The sequence below is a fragment of the Liquorilactobacillus mali genome, from assembly GCF_001437155.1.
Lineage (GTDB): Bacteria > Bacillota > Bacilli > Lactobacillales > Lactobacillaceae > Liquorilactobacillus > Liquorilactobacillus mali_A.
On the sequence record NZ_JQAR01000014.1, the window covers coordinates 35278 to 53346 of the forward strand.

21 protein-coding genes and 1 other annotated feature are annotated in these 18069 nt (G+C 36.4%); of the genes, 19 read left to right on the forward strand and 2 right to left on the reverse strand.

What is annotated here, in order from left to right:
- Positions 1 to 66: 66 nt before the first annotated feature.
- The 14 genes from IV36_RS07105 (at position 67) to IV36_RS07170 (ending at position 12241) form a co-directional block, all read left to right on the forward strand.
- Positions 67 to 1416: a glucose-6-phosphate isomerase gene (locus IV36_RS07105; protein ID WP_056991498.1), complete on the forward strand. Its 1350-nt coding sequence runs from the start codon at positions 67 to 69 to the stop codon at positions 1414 to 1416.
- A gap of 154 nt (positions 1417 to 1570) precedes the next feature.
- Entirely contained in the window at positions 1571 to 2503 is a 933-nt protein-coding gene (locus IV36_RS07110; RefSeq protein ID WP_056991499.1) for an alpha/beta hydrolase, read from the forward strand.
- Between the two features lie 15 nt (positions 2504 to 2518).
- Entirely contained in the window at positions 2519 to 3364 is an 846-nt protein-coding gene (gene hisJ / locus IV36_RS07115) for a histidinol-phosphatase HisJ (protein WP_056991500.1), read from the forward strand.
- A gap of 51 nt (positions 3365 to 3415) precedes the next feature.
- Positions 3416 to 3652: a binding site (T-box leader), on the forward strand.
- A 51-nt stretch (positions 3653 to 3703) separates the two neighbouring features.
- Complete coding sequence (locus IV36_RS07120; RefSeq protein ID WP_056991501.1) at positions 3704 to 4873, forward strand: ATP phosphoribosyltransferase regulatory subunit; 1170 nt, start codon at positions 3704 to 3706, stop codon at positions 4871 to 4873.
- Positions 4839 to 5489 carry an ATP phosphoribosyltransferase gene (gene hisG, locus IV36_RS07125; protein ID WP_029327448.1) on the forward strand — a complete coding sequence of 217 codons (651 nt, stop codon included), beginning with the start codon at positions 4839 to 4841 and terminating at the stop codon, positions 5487 to 5489. The genes IV36_RS07120 and hisG overlap by 35 nt, the downstream gene beginning before the upstream one ends.
- An 11-nt stretch (positions 5490 to 5500) precedes the next feature.
- Positions 5501 to 6787 carry a histidinol dehydrogenase gene (gene hisD, locus IV36_RS07130; RefSeq protein ID WP_056991502.1) on the forward strand — a complete coding sequence of 429 codons (1287 nt, stop codon included), beginning with the start codon at positions 5501 to 5503 and terminating at the stop codon, positions 6785 to 6787.
- 1 nt (position 6788) lies between these two features.
- Positions 6789 to 7373 carry an imidazoleglycerol-phosphate dehydratase HisB gene (hisB, locus tag IV36_RS07135; protein ID WP_003687631.1) on the forward strand — a complete coding sequence of 195 codons (585 nt, stop codon included), beginning with the start codon at positions 6789 to 6791 and terminating at the stop codon, positions 7371 to 7373.
- Positions 7374 to 7988 (forward strand): imidazole glycerol phosphate synthase subunit HisH, encoded by a 615-nt coding sequence (gene hisH / locus IV36_RS07140; RefSeq protein ID WP_056991503.1) that lies wholly within the window; start codon positions 7374 to 7376, stop codon positions 7986 to 7988. It begins immediately after the preceding gene.
- On the forward strand, positions 7985 to 8710 hold the full coding sequence (hisA, locus tag IV36_RS07145; RefSeq protein WP_056991504.1) for a 1-(5-phosphoribosyl)-5-[(5-phosphoribosylamino)methylideneamino]imidazole-4-carboxamide isomerase: 726 nt from the start codon (positions 7985 to 7987) through the stop codon (positions 8708 to 8710). Before hisH ends, hisA begins: the two co-directional genes overlap by 4 nt.
- The gene (hisF, locus tag IV36_RS07150; protein ID WP_056991505.1) at positions 8700 to 9458 is read left to right on the forward strand and encodes an imidazole glycerol phosphate synthase subunit HisF; all 759 of its coding nucleotides are present in this window, start codon (positions 8700 to 8702) and stop codon (positions 9456 to 9458) included. Before hisA ends, hisF begins: the two co-directional genes overlap by 11 nt.
- Positions 9455 to 9778, forward strand: a complete 324-nt coding sequence (gene hisI, locus IV36_RS07155) for a phosphoribosyl-AMP cyclohydrolase (RefSeq protein WP_056991506.1) — start codon at positions 9455 to 9457, stop codon at positions 9776 to 9778. The genes hisF and hisI overlap by 4 nt, the downstream gene beginning before the upstream one ends.
- A 1-nt stretch (position 9779) precedes the next feature.
- Complete coding sequence (gene hisE, locus IV36_RS07160; protein ID WP_056991507.1) at positions 9780 to 10100, forward strand: phosphoribosyl-ATP diphosphatase; 321 nt, start codon at positions 9780 to 9782, stop codon at positions 10098 to 10100.
- 10 nt (positions 10101 to 10110) lie between these two features.
- A complete protein-coding gene (hisC, locus tag IV36_RS07165; RefSeq protein ID WP_056991508.1) occupies positions 10111 to 11187 on the forward strand; it encodes a histidinol-phosphate transaminase in 1077 nt (358 codons plus the stop codon).
- A 79-nt stretch (positions 11188 to 11266) separates the two neighbouring features.
- Positions 11267 to 12241: a Gfo/Idh/MocA family protein gene (locus IV36_RS07170; RefSeq protein ID WP_056991509.1), complete on the forward strand. Its 975-nt coding sequence runs from the start codon at positions 11267 to 11269 to the stop codon at positions 12239 to 12241.
- Between the two features lie 187 nt (positions 12242 to 12428).
- Here IV36_RS07170 and IV36_RS07175 read toward each other — a convergent pair whose 3' ends face one another.
- Positions 12429 to 13163 (reverse strand): MIP/aquaporin family protein, encoded by a 735-nt coding sequence (locus IV36_RS07175; protein ID WP_056991510.1) that lies wholly within the window; start codon positions 13161 to 13163, stop codon positions 12429 to 12431.
- A gap of 148 nt (positions 13164 to 13311) precedes the next feature.
- Here IV36_RS07175 and cbpB point away from each other — a divergent pair, with 148 nt between their 5' ends.
- From cbpB to IV36_RS07190, 3 genes are all read left to right on the forward strand, one after another.
- Positions 13312 to 13797 carry a cyclic-di-AMP-binding protein CbpB gene (gene cbpB / locus IV36_RS07180; RefSeq protein ID WP_056991511.1) on the forward strand — a complete coding sequence of 162 codons (486 nt, stop codon included), beginning with the start codon at positions 13312 to 13314 and terminating at the stop codon, positions 13795 to 13797.
- A 26-nt stretch (positions 13798 to 13823) separates the two neighbouring features.
- Positions 13824 to 14534, forward strand: a complete 711-nt coding sequence (gene dapD, locus IV36_RS07185; protein WP_056991512.1) for a 2,3,4,5-tetrahydropyridine-2,6-dicarboxylate N-acetyltransferase — start codon at positions 13824 to 13826, stop codon at positions 14532 to 14534.
- Between the two features lie 173 nt (positions 14535 to 14707).
- A complete protein-coding gene (locus tag IV36_RS07190; RefSeq protein ID WP_056991513.1) occupies positions 14708 to 15856 on the forward strand; it encodes an N-acetyldiaminopimelate deacetylase in 1149 nt (382 codons plus the stop codon).
- A 193-nt stretch (positions 15857 to 16049) separates the two neighbouring features.
- On the opposite strand, the gene IV36_RS07195 is transcribed toward IV36_RS07190, so the two are convergent.
- The gene (locus IV36_RS07195; RefSeq protein WP_056991514.1) at positions 16050 to 16964 is read right to left on the reverse strand and encodes a mechanosensitive ion channel family protein; all 915 of its coding nucleotides are present in this window, start codon (positions 16962 to 16964) and stop codon (positions 16050 to 16052) included.
- Between the two features lie 130 nt (positions 16965 to 17094).
- Between IV36_RS07195 and IV36_RS07200 the strand changes: the two genes are divergently transcribed.
- Both IV36_RS07200 and IV36_RS07205 read left to right on the forward strand, forming a co-directional pair.
- Positions 17095 to 17496, forward strand: coding sequence for a DUF948 domain-containing protein (locus tag IV36_RS07200; protein ID WP_056991515.1), 402 nt, complete (start codon positions 17095 to 17097; stop codon positions 17494 to 17496).
- A gap of 19 nt (positions 17497 to 17515) precedes the next feature.
- Positions 17516 to 17977, forward strand: a complete 462-nt coding sequence (locus tag IV36_RS07205) for a hypothetical protein (protein WP_056991516.1) — start codon at positions 17516 to 17518, stop codon at positions 17975 to 17977.
- Positions 17978 to 18069: the final 92 nt, after the last annotated feature.

The following is an 18069-nucleotide window of genomic DNA, read 5'->3' on the forward strand; positions in this document are numbered from 1 at the left end:
CACAAACTGAGAATTATATTGTATAATGACGTTGGAATAAAAAAGAATAAAAAGGAGATACCCATAATGGCACATATTTCATTTGATAGCTCTAACTTAACAAAATTTATTCACGATAATGAATTAGGAGAAATGCAAGCGCTTGTTTCGGCTGTAGACAAGGAATTACGTGAAGGTACCGGTGCAGGAAATGACTTTAGAGGTTTTTTGAATTTACCTGCTGATTTTGACAAAGAAGAATTTGCAAGAATTAAGAAGGCAGCAAAAAAAATCCAATCAGATTCTGAAGTTTTAATTGTAATTGGAATAGGTGGTTCTTATTTAGGAGCTCGTGCAGCAATTGAATTTATTCATCATGGTTTCTTTAATCTGCTTCCTGCTGAAAAGAGAAATGCGCCACAAATCTTTTTTGCGGGTAATTCAATTAGTTCAACATATGTACATGATTTACTTGAATTAGTTGGTGATCGTGACTTCTCAGTTAATGTTATTTCTAAATCTGGAACGACAACTGAACCTTCAATCGCCTTTCGTGTTTTCAAGGAAAAATTGATTAAAAAATATGGTAAAGAAGCTGCTAAGGAACGTATCTACGCGACAACTGATCGTGCACGCGGGGCTTTGAAGACTGAAGCAGATGCTGAGGGATACGAGACTTTTGTCATTCCCGATGATGTTGGTGGCCGTTTCTCCGTGTTGACACCAGTTGGATTATTGCCAATTGCTGCATCGGGTGCAGATGTAGATGCAATCATGCAAGGAGCTGAAGATGCTCGGGTTGCTTATCAAGATGCTGATTTGAAGAAAAATGAAGCGTATCAGTACGCTGCATTACGCAATATTCTTTATCGTAAGGGCTATACAACAGAAATCTTGGAAAACTATGAGCCATCACTCCAGTATTTTTCAGAATGGTGGAAACAATTGATGGGTGAGTCTGAAGGAAAGGATCAAAAGGGAATTTACCCTTCATCAGCTAACTTCTCAACAGACCTACATTCATTAGGACAATACATTCAAGAAGGTCGTCGCAATTTAATGGAGACAGTTATAAAAGTTGCTAAGCCAAATCATGATGTAGAGATACCAAAGGAAAAAGAAAATCTAGATGGTTTGAGATATCTTGAAGGAAAATCAATGGATTATGTCAACACAAAGGCATTCCAAGGTGTTGTTTTGGCACATACAGATGGGGATGTACCTAATATGATTGTGAATATTCCAGATCGCAGTGCGTATACTCTTGGATACACAATCTACTTCTTTGAGATAGCTGTTGCAATTTCTGGTTACTTAAATGGAATTAATCCATTCAACCAACCAGGTGTTGAAGCATACAAGAAGAATATGTTCGCATTATTGAATAGACCAGGATATGAAGATCTAAGCAAGGAATTGAATGATCGTTTGAAGTAATAGGTTTTAAAGAGATATGCTAAGAATCAAGTTTGCATTAATCTAGTACAAGTTGACTTTGTGTTGTTGTAACAACACAAAAGTTTAACTTGTACTTTTTTTTAATAAAGATAATAATTGTTTTTGTAAGCAGTGAAGCGTTGGAGGTAAAGAGATGAGAAAGAAAAATTTATTCGTGAGTGCAGTTTTAGGCACGGGTATTGCAGGAGCAGTTTTGGTGAGTGAATATTTGTTTAAATTTGCGTTTAAAAGAGTTGACTATGTTCCAGAGGCGGCCGCTGATAAACAAAAATATGCTGACAGTTACTGGAAATACGTGGAATGGTTTAAGAAAACTACTAAAGAACATTGGACTTTCTCAATTGATAATGAAAAAGAAAGCATGTCTGCATACTTTATAAAAGCTAAGAGCAGTTCACCAAACGTCGTGATCATTTCACATGGATACAAGGGTAATGGCGAGACAATGGCAAGTTATGCAAAGATGTTCTATGATATGGGATACAATATCTTGTTGCCCGATGATCGAGGTCACGGTGAAAGTGCGGGTAAGTATATTAGTTTTGGATGGCTTGATAGATTGGATTATCTGAGGTGGATCAATAAGGTAATCTACCGGATCGGAGCAAAGGCAAAAATCGTTTTGTTTGGGGTCAGCATGGGTGCTGCAACTGTTGAGATGTTGAGTGGCGAAGACCTACCTCCTCAAGTTGCATGTATCATAGCAGATTGTGGATACTCTAGCATTCATGAAGAGTTAACTTATTTATTGAAGCAGCAATTTCATTTACCAAAATATCCATTTTATCCATTAGTCAGTACAATTAACCATAGACGGCTAGGATATTATCTAGATGATATTTCATCGATTGAGCAATTAAAGAAAAATCACTTGCCAATCTTTTTTATCCACGGTGAAAAAGATGACTATGTTCCAAGTTATATGGCACTGGAGAATTATCGAGCAACAAATGCTGCAAAAGAATTGTGGATTGTAAAGGGTGCAAGTCACGCTGAAAGCTATTGGATTAATCCTGCTGAGTACAAAAAGCATATCGAAGATTTTTTAGACAAATATTTTATTTAAATGAGGTGAAATTTTATGAAAAAAGATGGGCACACACATACAGAACTTTGCCCGCATGGATCGGGTGATTCTACTGCAGAAATGATTGAAAAGGCGATCGAACTTGGTTTTTCAGAATATTGTATTACTGAACATGCACCATTGCCAAAGAGGTTTGCGTCAGAATTTAGAGGAAGCATCGAGGGTTTAGAAACAGCATCACTTGAGTGGTCTCAATTGGATGATTATTTTAAATTATGTGCGAACTTACAAAAGAAATATGGTGATGTTATCAACATTAAGGTTGGATTTGAAGTTGATTATCTGCCCGGATTTGAGAAAGAAATCAAGCAATTTTTGGATGAGTATGGAGCACAAACACAGGAAAATATTTTATCGGTTCATTTTATGAAAGGAACAGATAATGGTTTTTGGTGCGTCGATTACGATACAGTAGAGTTTGCTGATGGTTTTTCGAATTTTTTGGCAGATCCGCGAAATCTGTATCATAGATATCTTGAGCTTATTCAGCAGGCCGTTTCAGCAAACTTGGGAAAATATGCACCACAAAGAATAGGACATATGAACCTGATTAAAAAGTACCAAGATTATTTTGAATTACCAGCAAAATTTGATGCTAATAATCTTGAATTGATTACCGGTATTTTAAATAATATTAAAAGACAAAAGCGAGAGTTGGACTTTAATACAGCTGGATTGTATAAACCATATTGCAATGAGGTATATCCAGGGAGCCAGATTATCCAGATGGCTTGCGAAAAGAAGATTCCACTTGTATTTGGATCTGATGCACATTCAATCGCAGAGGTCGGGCATGGATATCATCTAACAGATTTTATAGAAACACTTGACAGAAAGTAGGTTCGAGTGTATGCTTATCTAAAATTAATGAAACTAATATATTTTTAATAAAGAATGATTTTGATTAGGAGAGTAGTCAATTACCGCTCGTGAAGAGAGTCTCTGGTGCTGGAAAGGGGATCGAAGTGATTGGTGAAACACACCTATGAATCAATGAATCAAACGCCGTTGTTGGCTAGTAGATTTACTCGGATAAGCTCGTTAAAGCTGTTGAATTTGTATTCAACATGAGGTTAGTACTGTGAGGTACTGACAAATTGAGGTGGAACCGCGGTGATCGTCCTCTTAGTCTAATTTTAGACTAAGAGGACTTTTTTATTTTTAAGGAGGCATTAACGGATGCATAAAGTCAATTTACCATTAGGTACAAGGGATGGATTTGGAAAACGTGAGTCAAAGAAATATCACATTAAAACTGAAATTGAGAAGAAACTTCTTGAGAACAATTTCATGAAAGTAAGTACTCCTTTGCTGGAACACAAAGAGGTTTTTGCAGATTTTGACCTTAAACAGATGGGTACATATCAATTACTTGATAGTAATGATGACAGCTTGATATTGCGCCCCGATCTAACATTACCATTGGCACGCTTTTTGGCTACTAATAATGTGAAACTCCCACAAAGATTTTATTATGTTGGTGAACGTTTCAAGATATCGAAGGCTTTATCTGGCAAATATAATCAGATGACACAGGCAGGAATTGAAATTGTGGGGTACCCTTCAATTCGAGCAGAACTTGAATGTATGCTCTTGATTAATCAAATCAGTACAGAATTTCTCCAAGGGAAAGTCCAAATAGAACTAGGACATGCACAATTTGCTAACAGTATTCTAGATGAATTAACACAAGATGAACTCTTAAAAAAGCAGATCAAGACGGAATTATTCAGAAAGAATATGCCAAAATATCTTGCTTATATATCTGTTTTTAAAGACAGAAAAGAGTATGAATTCTTAGAAAAATGGCCGCGTTTATTTGGAAATATTTCTTGGGTTTTACGTAAAATAAAAGAATATGTATTACCAGAAAAAGCACAGCAGATCATCAATGAATTGACTCAGGTTACTTCTTGGCTGGAACAACTGCCGAATCAGAAGGTTTTGCTAGATTTGAGCGTTGCTCCTCCACAAAATTATTATACTGGGATTACTTTCAAAGGTTTTATGGAAAGTATTTCTGAATATGTTTTTAGTGGCGGTAGATATGATCAATTATTGGAAAATTTTCAAGAACAGGCTGAACCTGCTGTGGGAATGGGAATTGATTTGGAAATACTTGCGGATTTTTCTACTATTTCAGTACAAAAAGAAAGAAAAGATTTATTATACTATCAACCTAATCAACTTGGTCTAGTAAATAAGATTCTTAATGAGCATAAATTTGAATTGTCAATGGAAGACGACTTAAAAAAAGCATTTATTGCTGCACGAAGGCAAAATACTAAATTATATATGATTGATGAAGGAGGTAATTTACGAAATGTCACTGAAGATTGCTTTGACTAAGGGAAGAATTGAGGAACCAGTGATCGAGTTGCTTACTGCTGCTGGAGTTGATTGCGAGCCGCTTAAAAACAAGAAAAGAAAATTAATAATTAATACTTCTGATGGAGAGTATCAGTTCATTTTAGCCAAGGGGCCAGATGTTACAACGTATTTAAATTCTGGAGTTGTAGATATTGGGATCGTTGGGAGTGACATCTTGACAGAACATCGTAATGAACAGTATGAATTACTGGATTTAGGAATTGGAAAGTGTCAATTTGTACTTGCCTCGACTACAGACTTTGAGATTAACAAGGAAGGACGCAGAGTAATCGGAACAAAATATCCACTGATTACGCAAAAGTATTTTGAATCATTAGGACAAGATGTTGAGGTGATCAAGATTGAAGGTTCAGTAGAATTGGCACCATTGATAGGATTAGCTGACGCAATTGTCGATATCACAGAAACGGGGACAACATTAAGGGAAAATAATCTTTTTGTTTACGATTATTTGGACAAAGTGTCAACAAGATTTGTTGCTAATAGAATGTCATTAAAACAAAAAGCGCGTGAAATATATTCATTAGTAGATAAGTTGGAAAAAGTTATTAAAAATAAAGAATTAATAAAATAGGGGCGGAAAAAATGAAAATATATCGTGAATCTTTAATTGAAATGAAGAAGATAGTTGCAAGATTAACTGAGCAGACAACCGATTTAGAAATTGAACGACGCGTTGCTGCAATTGTTGAAAATGTTAGAAAAAATGGTGATGAAGCACTTAAAGATTATGAACAAAAATTCGATGGTATTTCACTAGACAATTTCAAAGTACCTACAGCAAAAATTGATGAGGCTTATGATAATCTTTCGAGTGAAATTAAGGAATCATTGCTGTTGGCAAAGAAGAACATCATCAGTTATCACGAGCTTGAAAAAGAACAAGGCTTTATTGATACTAATACTCCCGGAATTATTAGGGGGCAGAAAGTTACACCGCTAGAACGAGTTGGTATCTATGTACCAGGCGGTACAGCCGCATATCCTTCAACAATTCTGATGACGACATTGCCTGCAAAAATTGCCGGTGTAGGTGAAGTTATCATGGTGACACCACCACAAAAAGATGGAATCAGTCAAACTGTTTTGGCAGCCGCAAAAATTGCTGGTGTTGACGCTGTTTACCAAATTGGTGGAGCACAGGCAATTGCAGCTTTGGCATATGGAACAGAAACAGTACCCGCTGTTAACAAGATTGTCGGACCGGGAAATATTTATGTTGCAACTGCGAAAAAACAGGTTTTCGGTAAGGTTGCAATTGACATGGTTGCAGGCCCTTCAGAGATTGGTATATTGGCTGATAAGAATGCCAAGCCTAACGAATTGGCTGCTGACTTACTTTCTCAAGCAGAACACGATGTCCGTGCCCGTGCAATTTTAATAACGGATGATGAACAGCTAGCACAAGCAGTTAGCGATCAAGTAACAAAACAATTAGCAACGCTTCCTCGTAAGGATATAGCAACAAGGTCAATTAATGAACGAGGATTTATCGCCGTAATGAAATCTATTCCGGAAATGTTTGAATTGATGAATGTTGTTGCTCCAGAGCACTTGGAAGTACAGCTTGAAGATGCAATGAAATATTTGAGCTTAATCAGAAATGCAGGCTCGGTCTTTTTGGGCAGGTATGCAAGTGAACCACTCGGAGATTATGTTGCAGGACCAAATCATGTATTACCAACTGGTGGTACAGCTAAGTTTTCATCTCCATTAGGTGTTTATGATTTTGTTAAGAAAACATCATTTATCAATTTTTCAAAAGAATCACTGGCAGACGATTTAAAAGCTATTACAACACTTGCCCGTGCTGAAGGACTCGAGGCACATGCCCGTGCTATTGAAGAAAGATTCAATCAAAAGGAGAATTAATATGAGAGAAGCTGAGGTTACAAGGAATACTGCAGAAACAAAAATAAAAATTAAGTTGAACTTAGATAAGCAAACAGGAATCAAAATTAATACGGGAGTTGGTTTCTTTGATCATATGCTGACGCTCTTTGCAAAGCATGGACGTTTTGGCCTGGAAGTAATAGCAGATGGCGATTTAAATGTTGATCCACATCATACAGTTGAGGATACTGGGATTGTTTTAGGAATGTGTTTTAAGGAAGCTTTGGGAGAAAAAAAGCAAATTGAAAGATACGGAACGGCTTTCGTGCCAATGGATGAAACACTTGGCCGGGTTTGTGTTGATTTGAGTGGACGTTCATATCTTGTTTTTAAAGCAGAATTAGAGAATCCACGCTTAGGTGACTTTGAAACTGAAATTGTGGAAGATTTCTTCCAGGCGGTTGCATTTAGTACTGAGATGAACTTACACGCTGAAATTCTGTATGGGAGAAATACGCACCATAAGATTGAAAGCTTATTCAAAGCATTTGGCAGGGCAATGAGAAAAGCAGTAACAATTAATCCAGAGATTGAAGGTGTGAACTCAACGAAAGGAGTGATTTAAGTGCTCTCAATAATCGACTATGATGCAGGAAACACATTCAATGTAATTAAGGCATTTAAATATCTTGGAATTGAGGTTCAGTTAACAGATAATCCAGAGAAAATTATGAAAAGTTCTGGATTAATATTACCTGGCGTGGGTGCATTCGGACCCGCAATGGAAACTTTAGAGAAAAAGAATTTAATTGGTGTTATTAAAGAAGCAGTTTTGGTCAATAAAATACCTTTGTTAGGAATTTGTCTCGGAATGCAGATGCTTTTTGAAAAATCAAGTGAATATGGGAACCATAAGGGGTTAGGCCTAATCCCAGGCAAAATTAGTGCTATTCCAGAAAAAAGTGGATTGAAAGTTCCTCAAATGGGCTGGAATGAGAACCATCTTAAGAAAGATGAAACTGATTTTGAATTTATTGCTAATGAATATACATATTTTGTACATTCATATTACGCAGTCTGCGACAAGCAATATTTAATTTCAACAGTGGACTATGGGGTGGAAATACCCGCTATGGTTCAAAATAAGAATGTTTTTGGAACACAATTTCATCCTGAAAAAAGTGGTAAGGTAGGATTAAATATTCTAAAAACATTTTCAGAGAAGGTGGTTAAACAATGATTTTTCCAGCAATTGATTTGAAATCAGGTAAGAGTGTCCGTTTATACAAAGGTGACTTTGCAGAAGAAACATTAATAGAAGAGACACCGGCACTACAAGCTCAGAAATATCAAGAAGCTGGGATTAAGTGCTTGCATCTAGTTGATTTAGATGGTGCTTTGAAGGGAACACCACAAAACGAAACGGTTATCAAGGATATTAGGAAGGTATTCACTGGACTAATCGAAATTGGTGGCGGTATTAGAGATTTGAGCCGCGTAAAACACTATCTTGACCTTGGAATTGACCGTGTAATTATTGGGTCTGCCGCATTGTTCAATCCTGAATTCGTAGTTGAATCTTTAAAAAAATTTGGTGCAGATAGAATTGTAATAGGTGTGGATGGAACTAACGAGCTTGTAGCGGTAAATGGATGGCTGGACACATCTGATACAAAGATGGAAACTTTAATTGCTAAGATGGAACAGGCAGGAGCCAGAAACTTTATAGTAACTGATGTTCAAAGGGATGGTACGATGAACGGACCTAATGTTGAGCTGTTAAAAAAGCTTAAAAAAAGTTTTAATGGCTGCAACATTATTGCATCTGGCGGAATTCGTGATATTGAAGATGTAAAAATACTAGCAGCAGCTGGTTTGAAAGATATGGTGGTCGGCAAGTCATTGTTTGAAGGCAGATTGACATTAGAGGAGATTGCTGAGGTGAACGATAATGCTGGCTAAGAGAATTATTCCTTGCCTAGATGTTGATAATGGGAGAGTAAAAAAGGGAATTAACTTTGTAAATCTTGTTGATGTTGGTGATCCTGCAACAATTGCGGCAGAGTATGAAAAACAAGGTGCAGATGAATTAGTCTTTCTTGATATTACAGCTACGAACCAAGAAAGAAGAACAATGAAAGAAGTAGTTGAACGTGTTTCCAGCCAAGTGTTTATGCCATTAACGGTTGGCGGCGGCATTAAGTCTGTTGAAGACATGCAAGAATTGTTGAGAGCAGGTGCGGATAAGATTTCGCTGAATTCTGCTGCAGTAGCAACTCCCGAACTGATAACGGCTGGAGCAAAAAAATTCGGCAATCAATGTATCGTGGTGGCAATTGATGTTAAGCGGAATGTGGAAAAGGACTATTATGAAGTTTACACCCATGGCGGTAAGACGGCCACTGGAATTGATGCACTGGGGTGGGCCCAAAAAGTTGTCAGACTTGGTGCAGGCGAGTTGCTTGTTACAAGTATGGATAAAGATGGAACAAAATCGGGTTTTGACATTGAATTATACCAAAAACTGTCTGCGCTGGTCGATGTACCGATTATCGCATCTGGTGGAGCTGGGATAAGTACAGATTTTACCGATGTTTTTCAGGAGAGTACGGTCGATGGAGCGCTGGCGGCGTCAGTTTTTCATTACGGTGAGATTACAATCCCTGATCTTAAGAAGATACTGAAAAATCAAGGGGTGAACGTTAGATGAGCAGACCTAATTTTGCAAAGGGTTTAATAACAAGTGTAATTGTTGATGATAAAACAGGCGATGTTTTAATGGTTGCTTGGATGAATGAAGAAAGTTATGAAAAAACGATTGAGACTGGTGAAACCTGGTTTTGGTCACGTTCGAGGCAAGAATTGTGGCACAAAGGAGAGACCAGTGGCAATACACAAGTTGTGAAAAGTATTTTACTTGACTGTGATCAAGATACGCTTTTAATACGTGTACAACCAGTTGGGCCAGCCTGTCATACTGGAAAACGAACCTGCTTTTTCGAAAAAATTAATTTCAAAGGAGAAAAGTAAAATGCAAAATCTAGAAGAATTATACCAATTAGTGCTGAACAGAAAAGAAAATCCTAAGGAAGGATCTTACACGGATTATTTATTCACCAAAGGGCTGGATAAAATTCTAAAAAAGGTTGGTGAAGAATCAACAGAAGTAATCGTTGCTTCGAAAAATCCTGATAAGAGTGAATTAGTATACGAAACTGCAGATTTACTTTATCATTTGATGGTCCTTCTTGTAGAACAAGGAGTGGGATTTGATGAGATAAAGGTGGAACTTGCTAAAAGAGAAGGTTTGATGAGTAAAACTAAGGATCGTCGTAAAATTCAAGACCTATAAGGAGATACTAATGAAATCGCAAATAAAGAAGATTGAGAATTATATACCTGAAGAGCCTATTGAGAGTGTAAAAAAACGATTGGGATTAGATAAGTTAGTTAGACTATCTGCAAATGAGAATCCATTTGGAACTTCTCCGAAAGTAAAAGAAGCAATTTTAAACTGGAATTTTGGAGAAGAAAACCGTTATCCAGATGGATATGCAAATGACTTAAGGAACAAGATCGCAGATTTCATAGGTGTAGTTCCAGAAAAGCTGGTTTTTGGGGTTGGTCTTGACGAAATTATTACGATGATTTCACGTATCTTCCTTGAGGCTGGGGATGAGGTAATACTTAGTAAGCCGACGTTTTCGGAATATGCACTGCATGCTCAAATCGAAGGTGCAAAAGTTATTGAGGTCCCATGTTTACCTGAAAATGGGCACTATGATTTTGAAGGCTTTTTGAAGCAGATTACAGATAAAACAAAGGTTATCTGGATATGTAATCCTAATAATCCGACTGGAACGTATGAGGATGTTGATACATTAAAGACTTTCTTTGATAGTGTTCCGGATAATATTTTGATTTTGTTAGACGAGGCATACATTCATTATGTTACGAAAACCAAGAATGCCAGCTTTTTATCAGAATTAGAAAATTACAAAAATGTGATGTTGTTAAGAACCTTTTCCAAAGCATACGGATTGGCAAACTATCGTGTTGGTTACGCAGTGATGGATGAGAAATTAGCAAACTATATGCAGGCAGTGAGGTTGCCATATAATCTGAATTCACTTGCACAGGTTGCAGCAATAACAGCATTGTCAGATCAGGATTTCGTCAATAATTCTGTTGAGAAGACGCGAATCGAGAGGGATAATTGGGAAAATTTCTTTAAAGAAAATAAGATTAAGTACTATGTTAGTCAGGCAAATTTTATCTTTTTCAATTATCCCGATGCTAATAAATTAGCTGATGAATTATTGAAGAATGGATATCAAATTAGGCGTGGTCTATTAAAGAATTGGTTGCGCGTGACGATTGGTTCAGAAGAGGATGGAGACAATCTGCGCAGCATAATTTTGAAAAATAAAAAAATATAGTCCAATATAATTACGAAACTGCCATCAACTCTGATACAATGGATAAAAAGCAGTTATTATCAATGATGAGGTGAGTATAATGGCAGAAAAAATCCGTTATGGAATCGTCGGTACTAATCGATTAGCAGTCAAATTTGTTGAGGCATTGAAAGAAAGTTCAAAAGGTGAAGCAGTTGCAAATTTTGGGCATGATTATGAAAAAGCACAGCAGTTAGCCCAAAAGATGGGGATACAAAATACTTATGACAAATTGGAATCATTGTTCAATGATGATTCAATTGATATTGTTTACCTAGCTATAAAAAATGAAGATCACTATGAGAGTGCTAAAGCTGCATTAGAGGCTGGGAAAAATGTTTTATTGGAAAAACCATTTACGAGGCACAAAGTCGGTGCTCGTGAACTCTTTTTGCTGGCCCAACAAAAGAATTTGTTTATCATGGAGTCTCAAAGTGCAGTTTTCTTGCCAATCATCGAGAAGGCAAAGCAGTTAATTGATGAAGGTGCAATAGGTGACGTAAACTTCATAGATATTCAAGAAAATTATGATACTACTGATAAAAAAGAATGGTTTACAAAGCTATCTGCTGGAGGTGGTGCTTTCATAAATGGTGGAACGACTCCAATAGGGCTTATTCAGTATTTAACTGGAAAAGATGTCACGGAATGGAACGGATTTGAGTTCAATGAAGTTGGCGAAGCAGATACCAGATGTAATTTGGCTTTAAAAGCTGGCGATATTTTAGCAAATATTATTATCGCAACTGATTTTGGCTTGGAAACTAAGATAGTGGTATATGGAACAAAGGGAAAGTTGGAAATTCCAGATTATTGGGAGTCTAAGTCAGCGTACTTGAAAACGGATGGCAGTGAAGCAAAGAAATTTACAGCCGATGGCCAACAAAGTGAGATTGTATATGAAATCAATCATATAAACGAGTCTCTGTTAAATAATGAATTGAAAAGCTCCGTTGTAACACCTGAACTGACTATGCACACTATGACCATAATCGAATCAATGTATCAAAAATGGTATGGTGATCCATTAAATTAACAGCAGGTTTATATAGAAGCAGAACAGCACAGTTTTCTTTGCTGTGAGTGTTACGAAATTAATCGGAGAATTCTGAATTATGGAATATATTTATGTGAAGTAAAAAAGGACTGGATCTAAAATTTATTTTTGACCCAGTCCTTTTTATATGTATTATTTGATTAGTTTAATTTAGATTATTAAAAGTTTATAAAAAGATTATTTTATACAAAGCAACAGCTAAAATACCTGCAAGAATTGGGGCAACAACTGGAACCCAGCTGTATTTCCAGTTAGAGGTACCTTTGTACTTGAGTGGAAGAAGCTGATGTAAAATTCTTGGCCCAAGATCACGAGCAGGGTTTAATGCAGGCCCTGTAGGACCACCAAATGAAGCAACGATAACCATAACTAAAAGCCCTATTCCAATAAAGCCAGACATTTGGTTACCATGACTAAAACTTGGTGAATTGGTGATACCCAATGCTCCAAAAACAAGAATAAATGTACCAAAAAACTCATTTATAAAACCATTGAGCCTACTTGATGTTGCATCCGAAGTAGAGAAAGTACCAAGCACAAGAGCTGTGTTCTTGGTCAAATCATAGTGGGGCTTGAAACATAAATAAACAATAAATTGTCCAATAATTGCTCCTAAAAGTTGAACTGTAATATATGGTAAAACATCACTCCAGGGAAAAAGTCCAGAAAGTGCAAGCCCAATTGTAAAAGCTGGATTGATATGGTTACCTGAAATAGTGCCAAACATTAAAGCAGGGATCATAACTGCAAAGCCGTATCCAACAGCAATCACAATCCAACCCCCATGGCTACCTTTGGTCTTTTCAAGATCAACAGTAGCTACTGAACCGTTACCAAGAATTACCATGATAGCAGTACCAAAAAATTCAGCGCAAAGCCGAATTGCTAAAGAATATTCCATGACTACCTCCTTCAAATAATACTTTCTAATAGTAGCATAAAAAAAATATAAGTAAATATTACTTTTTACTTTATTTTAAAGAATTTCTGTTGGTTTTTTGCTCAAAATAATTTAGAATGGAGGTATTGGATAAAGGAGGTTATTTGTCGTGATTACTAAGCAGATGGAACAAATGCTAATCTCTAAACAAGATGGTTTTTTGATTCCAGCAGAAATAGTTGCAAATGTACAAGAAGATAACCATTTGGATCACGCATTTCTTGTCTTAACTAAAGTCAAATATTCATCGATTCCTGTTCTTGATAAAGAGCAGCATTTTAAGGGAATACTGACGTTATCCATGTTAACAGAGACAATGCTTGGATTAAACGGGATTGATCCGACTCGTTTGAGTAAGAAGAAAGTGTCTGAAGTAATGCAAAAAGACTTTCCAACTATTAAGTTGCCATATGATGTGGAAGAAATTTTGCATTTGCTGATAAACCATCCATTTTTAATTGTTGTAAATGATGATGGTGTCTTTACTGGGATTGTTACGAGACGTGAGGTTTTAAAGGCCGTCAACTATATGACGCATGATTTTGATAAGTATTATGCTATCAGAGAAAAGGAATCAAGCACGATACAAGATTAGTTTTTTACAATAAGGGAGGAATCAATGTGCCAAAACTTAACACTGAAGAAATTATTAAAACAATTGCAAATTCAAAGAAAAAAACACCTGTAAAAGTATATTTAAAGGGAACATTAGATAAGATTGAAGTTCCTGCCACCCTTGAGACATATTTTGAAGATAAGACGGGCGTTCTTTTTGGTGATTGGAAGGATGTTTCTACATTTTTAGATAATAATAAGGCAAACATTAGTCAGTACCATGTGGAAAATGATGGAAGAAATACTGGAGTGCCAATGATTGATAAGAAAGTCTTTAATGCACGAATCGAACCAGGTGCGATTATTCGCGATCAAGTAGAAATTGGTGATAATGCTGTTATCATGATGGGTGCTGTTATAAATATTGGTGCTGAAATTGGTGCAGGCTCAATGATTGATATGGGTGCAGTTCTTGGTGGGCGTGCATGGGTTGGCAAAAATTGTCATATTGGTGCAGGCACAGTATTGGCTGGGGTAGTTGAACCTGCTTCGGCTCAACCAGTTACCATTGAGGATGATGTACTCATTGGTGCTAATGCAGTTGTTTTGGAAGGTGTACGTGTCGGTAAAGGTGCTGTAGTTGGTGCTGGTGCCGTGGTAACACATGATGTAGAACCAGGGACTGTTGTAGTTGGAATGCCGGCTAAAAAGGTTAAAAATGTCTCAGAAATTAAAGAAGGTAAAACTGATTTAGTGGAAGACTTACGTAATATTTAGAATAAAACCAAGTAGTTGTAGAAGAGGCTGGGGCATTGACTCAAGCCTCTTCGTTTGGTTATTGGATGGTTTTGTGGAATATCGGTCTCATAATCTTGATATATAGTACGTATTTTTTTATTTGTTTATGATGAATTATGGCATATAATTATTGACTAAAAGGAATGAGTTTAATGATTTTGACGGAGAAAGAATTAGTAGGGATAAGACGCGAATTACACCAAATTCCTGAAATTGGTATGGAAGAATTCGAAACGCAAAAAAAATTAATTTCAATTATTAAAGGTATGAATAGTAAATGGTTAGATTTTAAAACTTGGAAAACAGCAATTATAGTGCATTTAAAGGGAATTGATGAAACTTATACAATTGGTTATCGGACTGATATTGACGGTTTGCCTGTAACTGAGGAAACGGGCTTACCGTTTTCTTCAAAAAATGAGGGGCGAATGCATGCTTGCGGACATGATATACATATGACTGTTGCCCTTGGAATATTAAGCTTTTTTGCAGAAAAAAAGCCTAGTGTAAATATGACATTTATTTTTCAGCCTGCTGAAGAGAATGCTAGTGGTGGTAAGCAACTTTATGAGAGTGGGGCACTTGATCAGTGGATGCCAGATGAGATTTATGCATTCCATGATAATCCTGGTTTAAAGGCGGGAGTAATCGGGTGTCGGCAAGGAACTTTATTTGCTGGAACATGTGAGATTCATGCAACTTTTACTGGAAAAAGCGGTCACGCTGCTTTTCCTCACAATGCAAATGATATGGTGGTGGCCGGATCTTATTTTGTAACTCAGATTCAATCAATTGTGAGCCGAAATGTTGATCCAATTCAATCGGGTGTTGTAACACTGGGACATTTTAGTGCAGGAACAACCGGTAATGTGATTGCTGGAAAGGCCCAAATAGATGGGACAATCAGGGCATTAACGCAAGAAATGAATCTATTAATTCAAAAAAGAGTTAGGAAAATTGCTGAGTCTGTTGCGGAAGCATTTGACTGTGAAGTTGACCTAGACCTGCATCAAGGTGGGTATTACCCAGTTGAAAACAACTATGAAACAACGAAAGAATTTATTAATTATATGTCCAATACTAAAGGTGTTGTGTTTGAAGAAACAAAACCTGCAATGACTGGGGAGGACTTTGGTTTCTTGTTGTCGAAAATACCTGGGACAATGTTTTGGTTAGGAGTAGATAGCCCATATTCATTACATTCAGAACATCTTGCACCAAAAGAAGGTGCAATTATAAAAGGTGTGAATGCGATGACGGGTTATTTGGAGAGCAGAATGAAAGATGTCAGCAAAAAATAGAGAGAAACTTTCTGTGATCGGCTATTGAGTTGTATTTATTTATATAATGCAAAAAAAGGTTGGCTCAAAATTCTTGAACCAGCCTTTTTTATTCTGTATAAACGTATTACATGAGTCAAAACCTTTCATCTAGTCTCAAATTGCTCATATTTATGATTCAGTTCACTACTCTAATTTGTCAGCTAATCACCTGTTATTTAGTTGTAGCAGCCAAATTAACGGGAGAATTATTTATTTTAAAGCCCTTTTGAGTTAAAGTTTCGAGATATTCAGTTAAAAAAGCTCTTTGCACTGTGTATTGCGCACCATTTTTCGTATAAATTACCACACGAAAAGATAGAATACCATTACCATTATCAACGGTACCAAGAATTGTTGGTCCTTGTGTGATTTCTTTATATTTTGGTGCAAGTCTTTGGTTTATATCTTTTATTATAGTGGTCATTTTTTGAATGTCAGATGATGGATCAAAGTAAATATCGATCAGAGCCCGCATATCATTGCGCGATAAATTGCTGACAATTGTGATATTTCTATTTGGAATGAAGTGTAAAGTGCCGTCATAATCAATGATTTGAGTTGTTCTAAGCCCAACTGCATGAATTGTACCACTAACTGTATCAATTTTTACTTCATCACCAACATCAAATTGTTGTTCTAGAAGAATGAAAAAGCCAGTCACAATATCCTTAACGAATCCCTGTGCACCAAGCCCTAAGGCCACACTGAAGATTCCGGCTCCGGCAATTAGTGTTCCAACGGGGATGCCAATCACGGATAAAATAGCATAAAAGTAAAAGAAAAGAATACAGTAGTGAAAGATATTCAAAGATAAAGTATAGATTGTACTTATCCGGTTTGTTGAAAGATGATCATTTATTTTAGCCCTTTTAAAACTATGGATAATAATTTTTTTACCAAACCAGTGTACAATAAGGAAAAAAATGGATAAAAGAATAAGTGAAAGTGTAATGGCAACCATATTACTAAAAATTTTGTCCCAATCAATTTTGACAAGGAAACGTGTAAAAATATTGGTTTGCTTAGAAACTTGGGTTGAAACACTACTAGTAAGCGAATCAGAACCCTTCAAATAAAATAATTGCATAATAATCGTTCTCCTTTAATATTTCTATAATAACAAAAATTAGCAAAAATAGCGTTAAATTTTCTTTTAATTGCAGTTTTTTGGCTGCAATGCTATCCTATAAACAAGTAGGAAATGAGGAGGCACAACTATGGAATTAACATTGGGGCAGCTTGCGGGATTGATTGCAGCAGTTGCATTCTTATTGCTTGTCGTTTTTTTATGCATTGTTCTGGCAAAAGTCGGGAAAATCATGAATGAAGTAAACGAAAGTGTAAAATCGATGCGTACAGATATAAATGGTCTTTCAAGAGAGGCGGAGTCAATTTTGGCGAAATCGAATACACTGCTTACGGATATTGAAGACAAGTCAAAAACGATTGATCCACTTTTTCAAGCAGTTGCAGACTTGAGTGAGAGTGTCTCTGATTTGAACAATGCAAGTCGAGGACTGGCCACGAAAGTCTCATCATCGACAAAGAGTGTTGGAAAAACTTCAGTTGTACTTGGAGTAGCAAGAAAATTGTACAATCTGAGAAAAAAGAATAAATAGTTGTCTGGAGGATAGAGTAATGGGAAGAAAATTATCAGTTTTTACAACTTTAGCGGTTGGGACGGCAGCATATTTTATAACGAAAAAAGTATTATCTGATCATCAGGAACAAATAAAGGAAAAAGTTGCACAGTTGACTGATGAGGGGCGTGAAAATGCAGTACGTTACTATAATCATGCACGTGATTATGTAAATGAAGAGTATGATCTTCAAGACACATTGAATGGATTGAAACAAAAGGTTGTTGATACAGCTGAAAGTCTTAAAAACAATGACAATGTGGAGCAGGCTCTTTCTTCCTTAAAAGAGGCAACTTCAGAGTTAAAGAAACAATTCGATAAGGAAAAGAATAATGAAAATGATGATGTTGTCGAAGATGACATCGTGATTGATGGTAGGTCAGCATTCGGTGAGGCAAAAGATGCTGCAGAGTTTGAAAAAGATCATCCAACCGAGGTCTTTTATCCTAAAGAAGACTAAGAGATAAAGAAAAGAGCCATCTCAAGATGAAGTGCTGAAGTGCTTCATAATTGTTAGACAAAGAGTCTAATGATTGTGAGGTACTTTTTTTA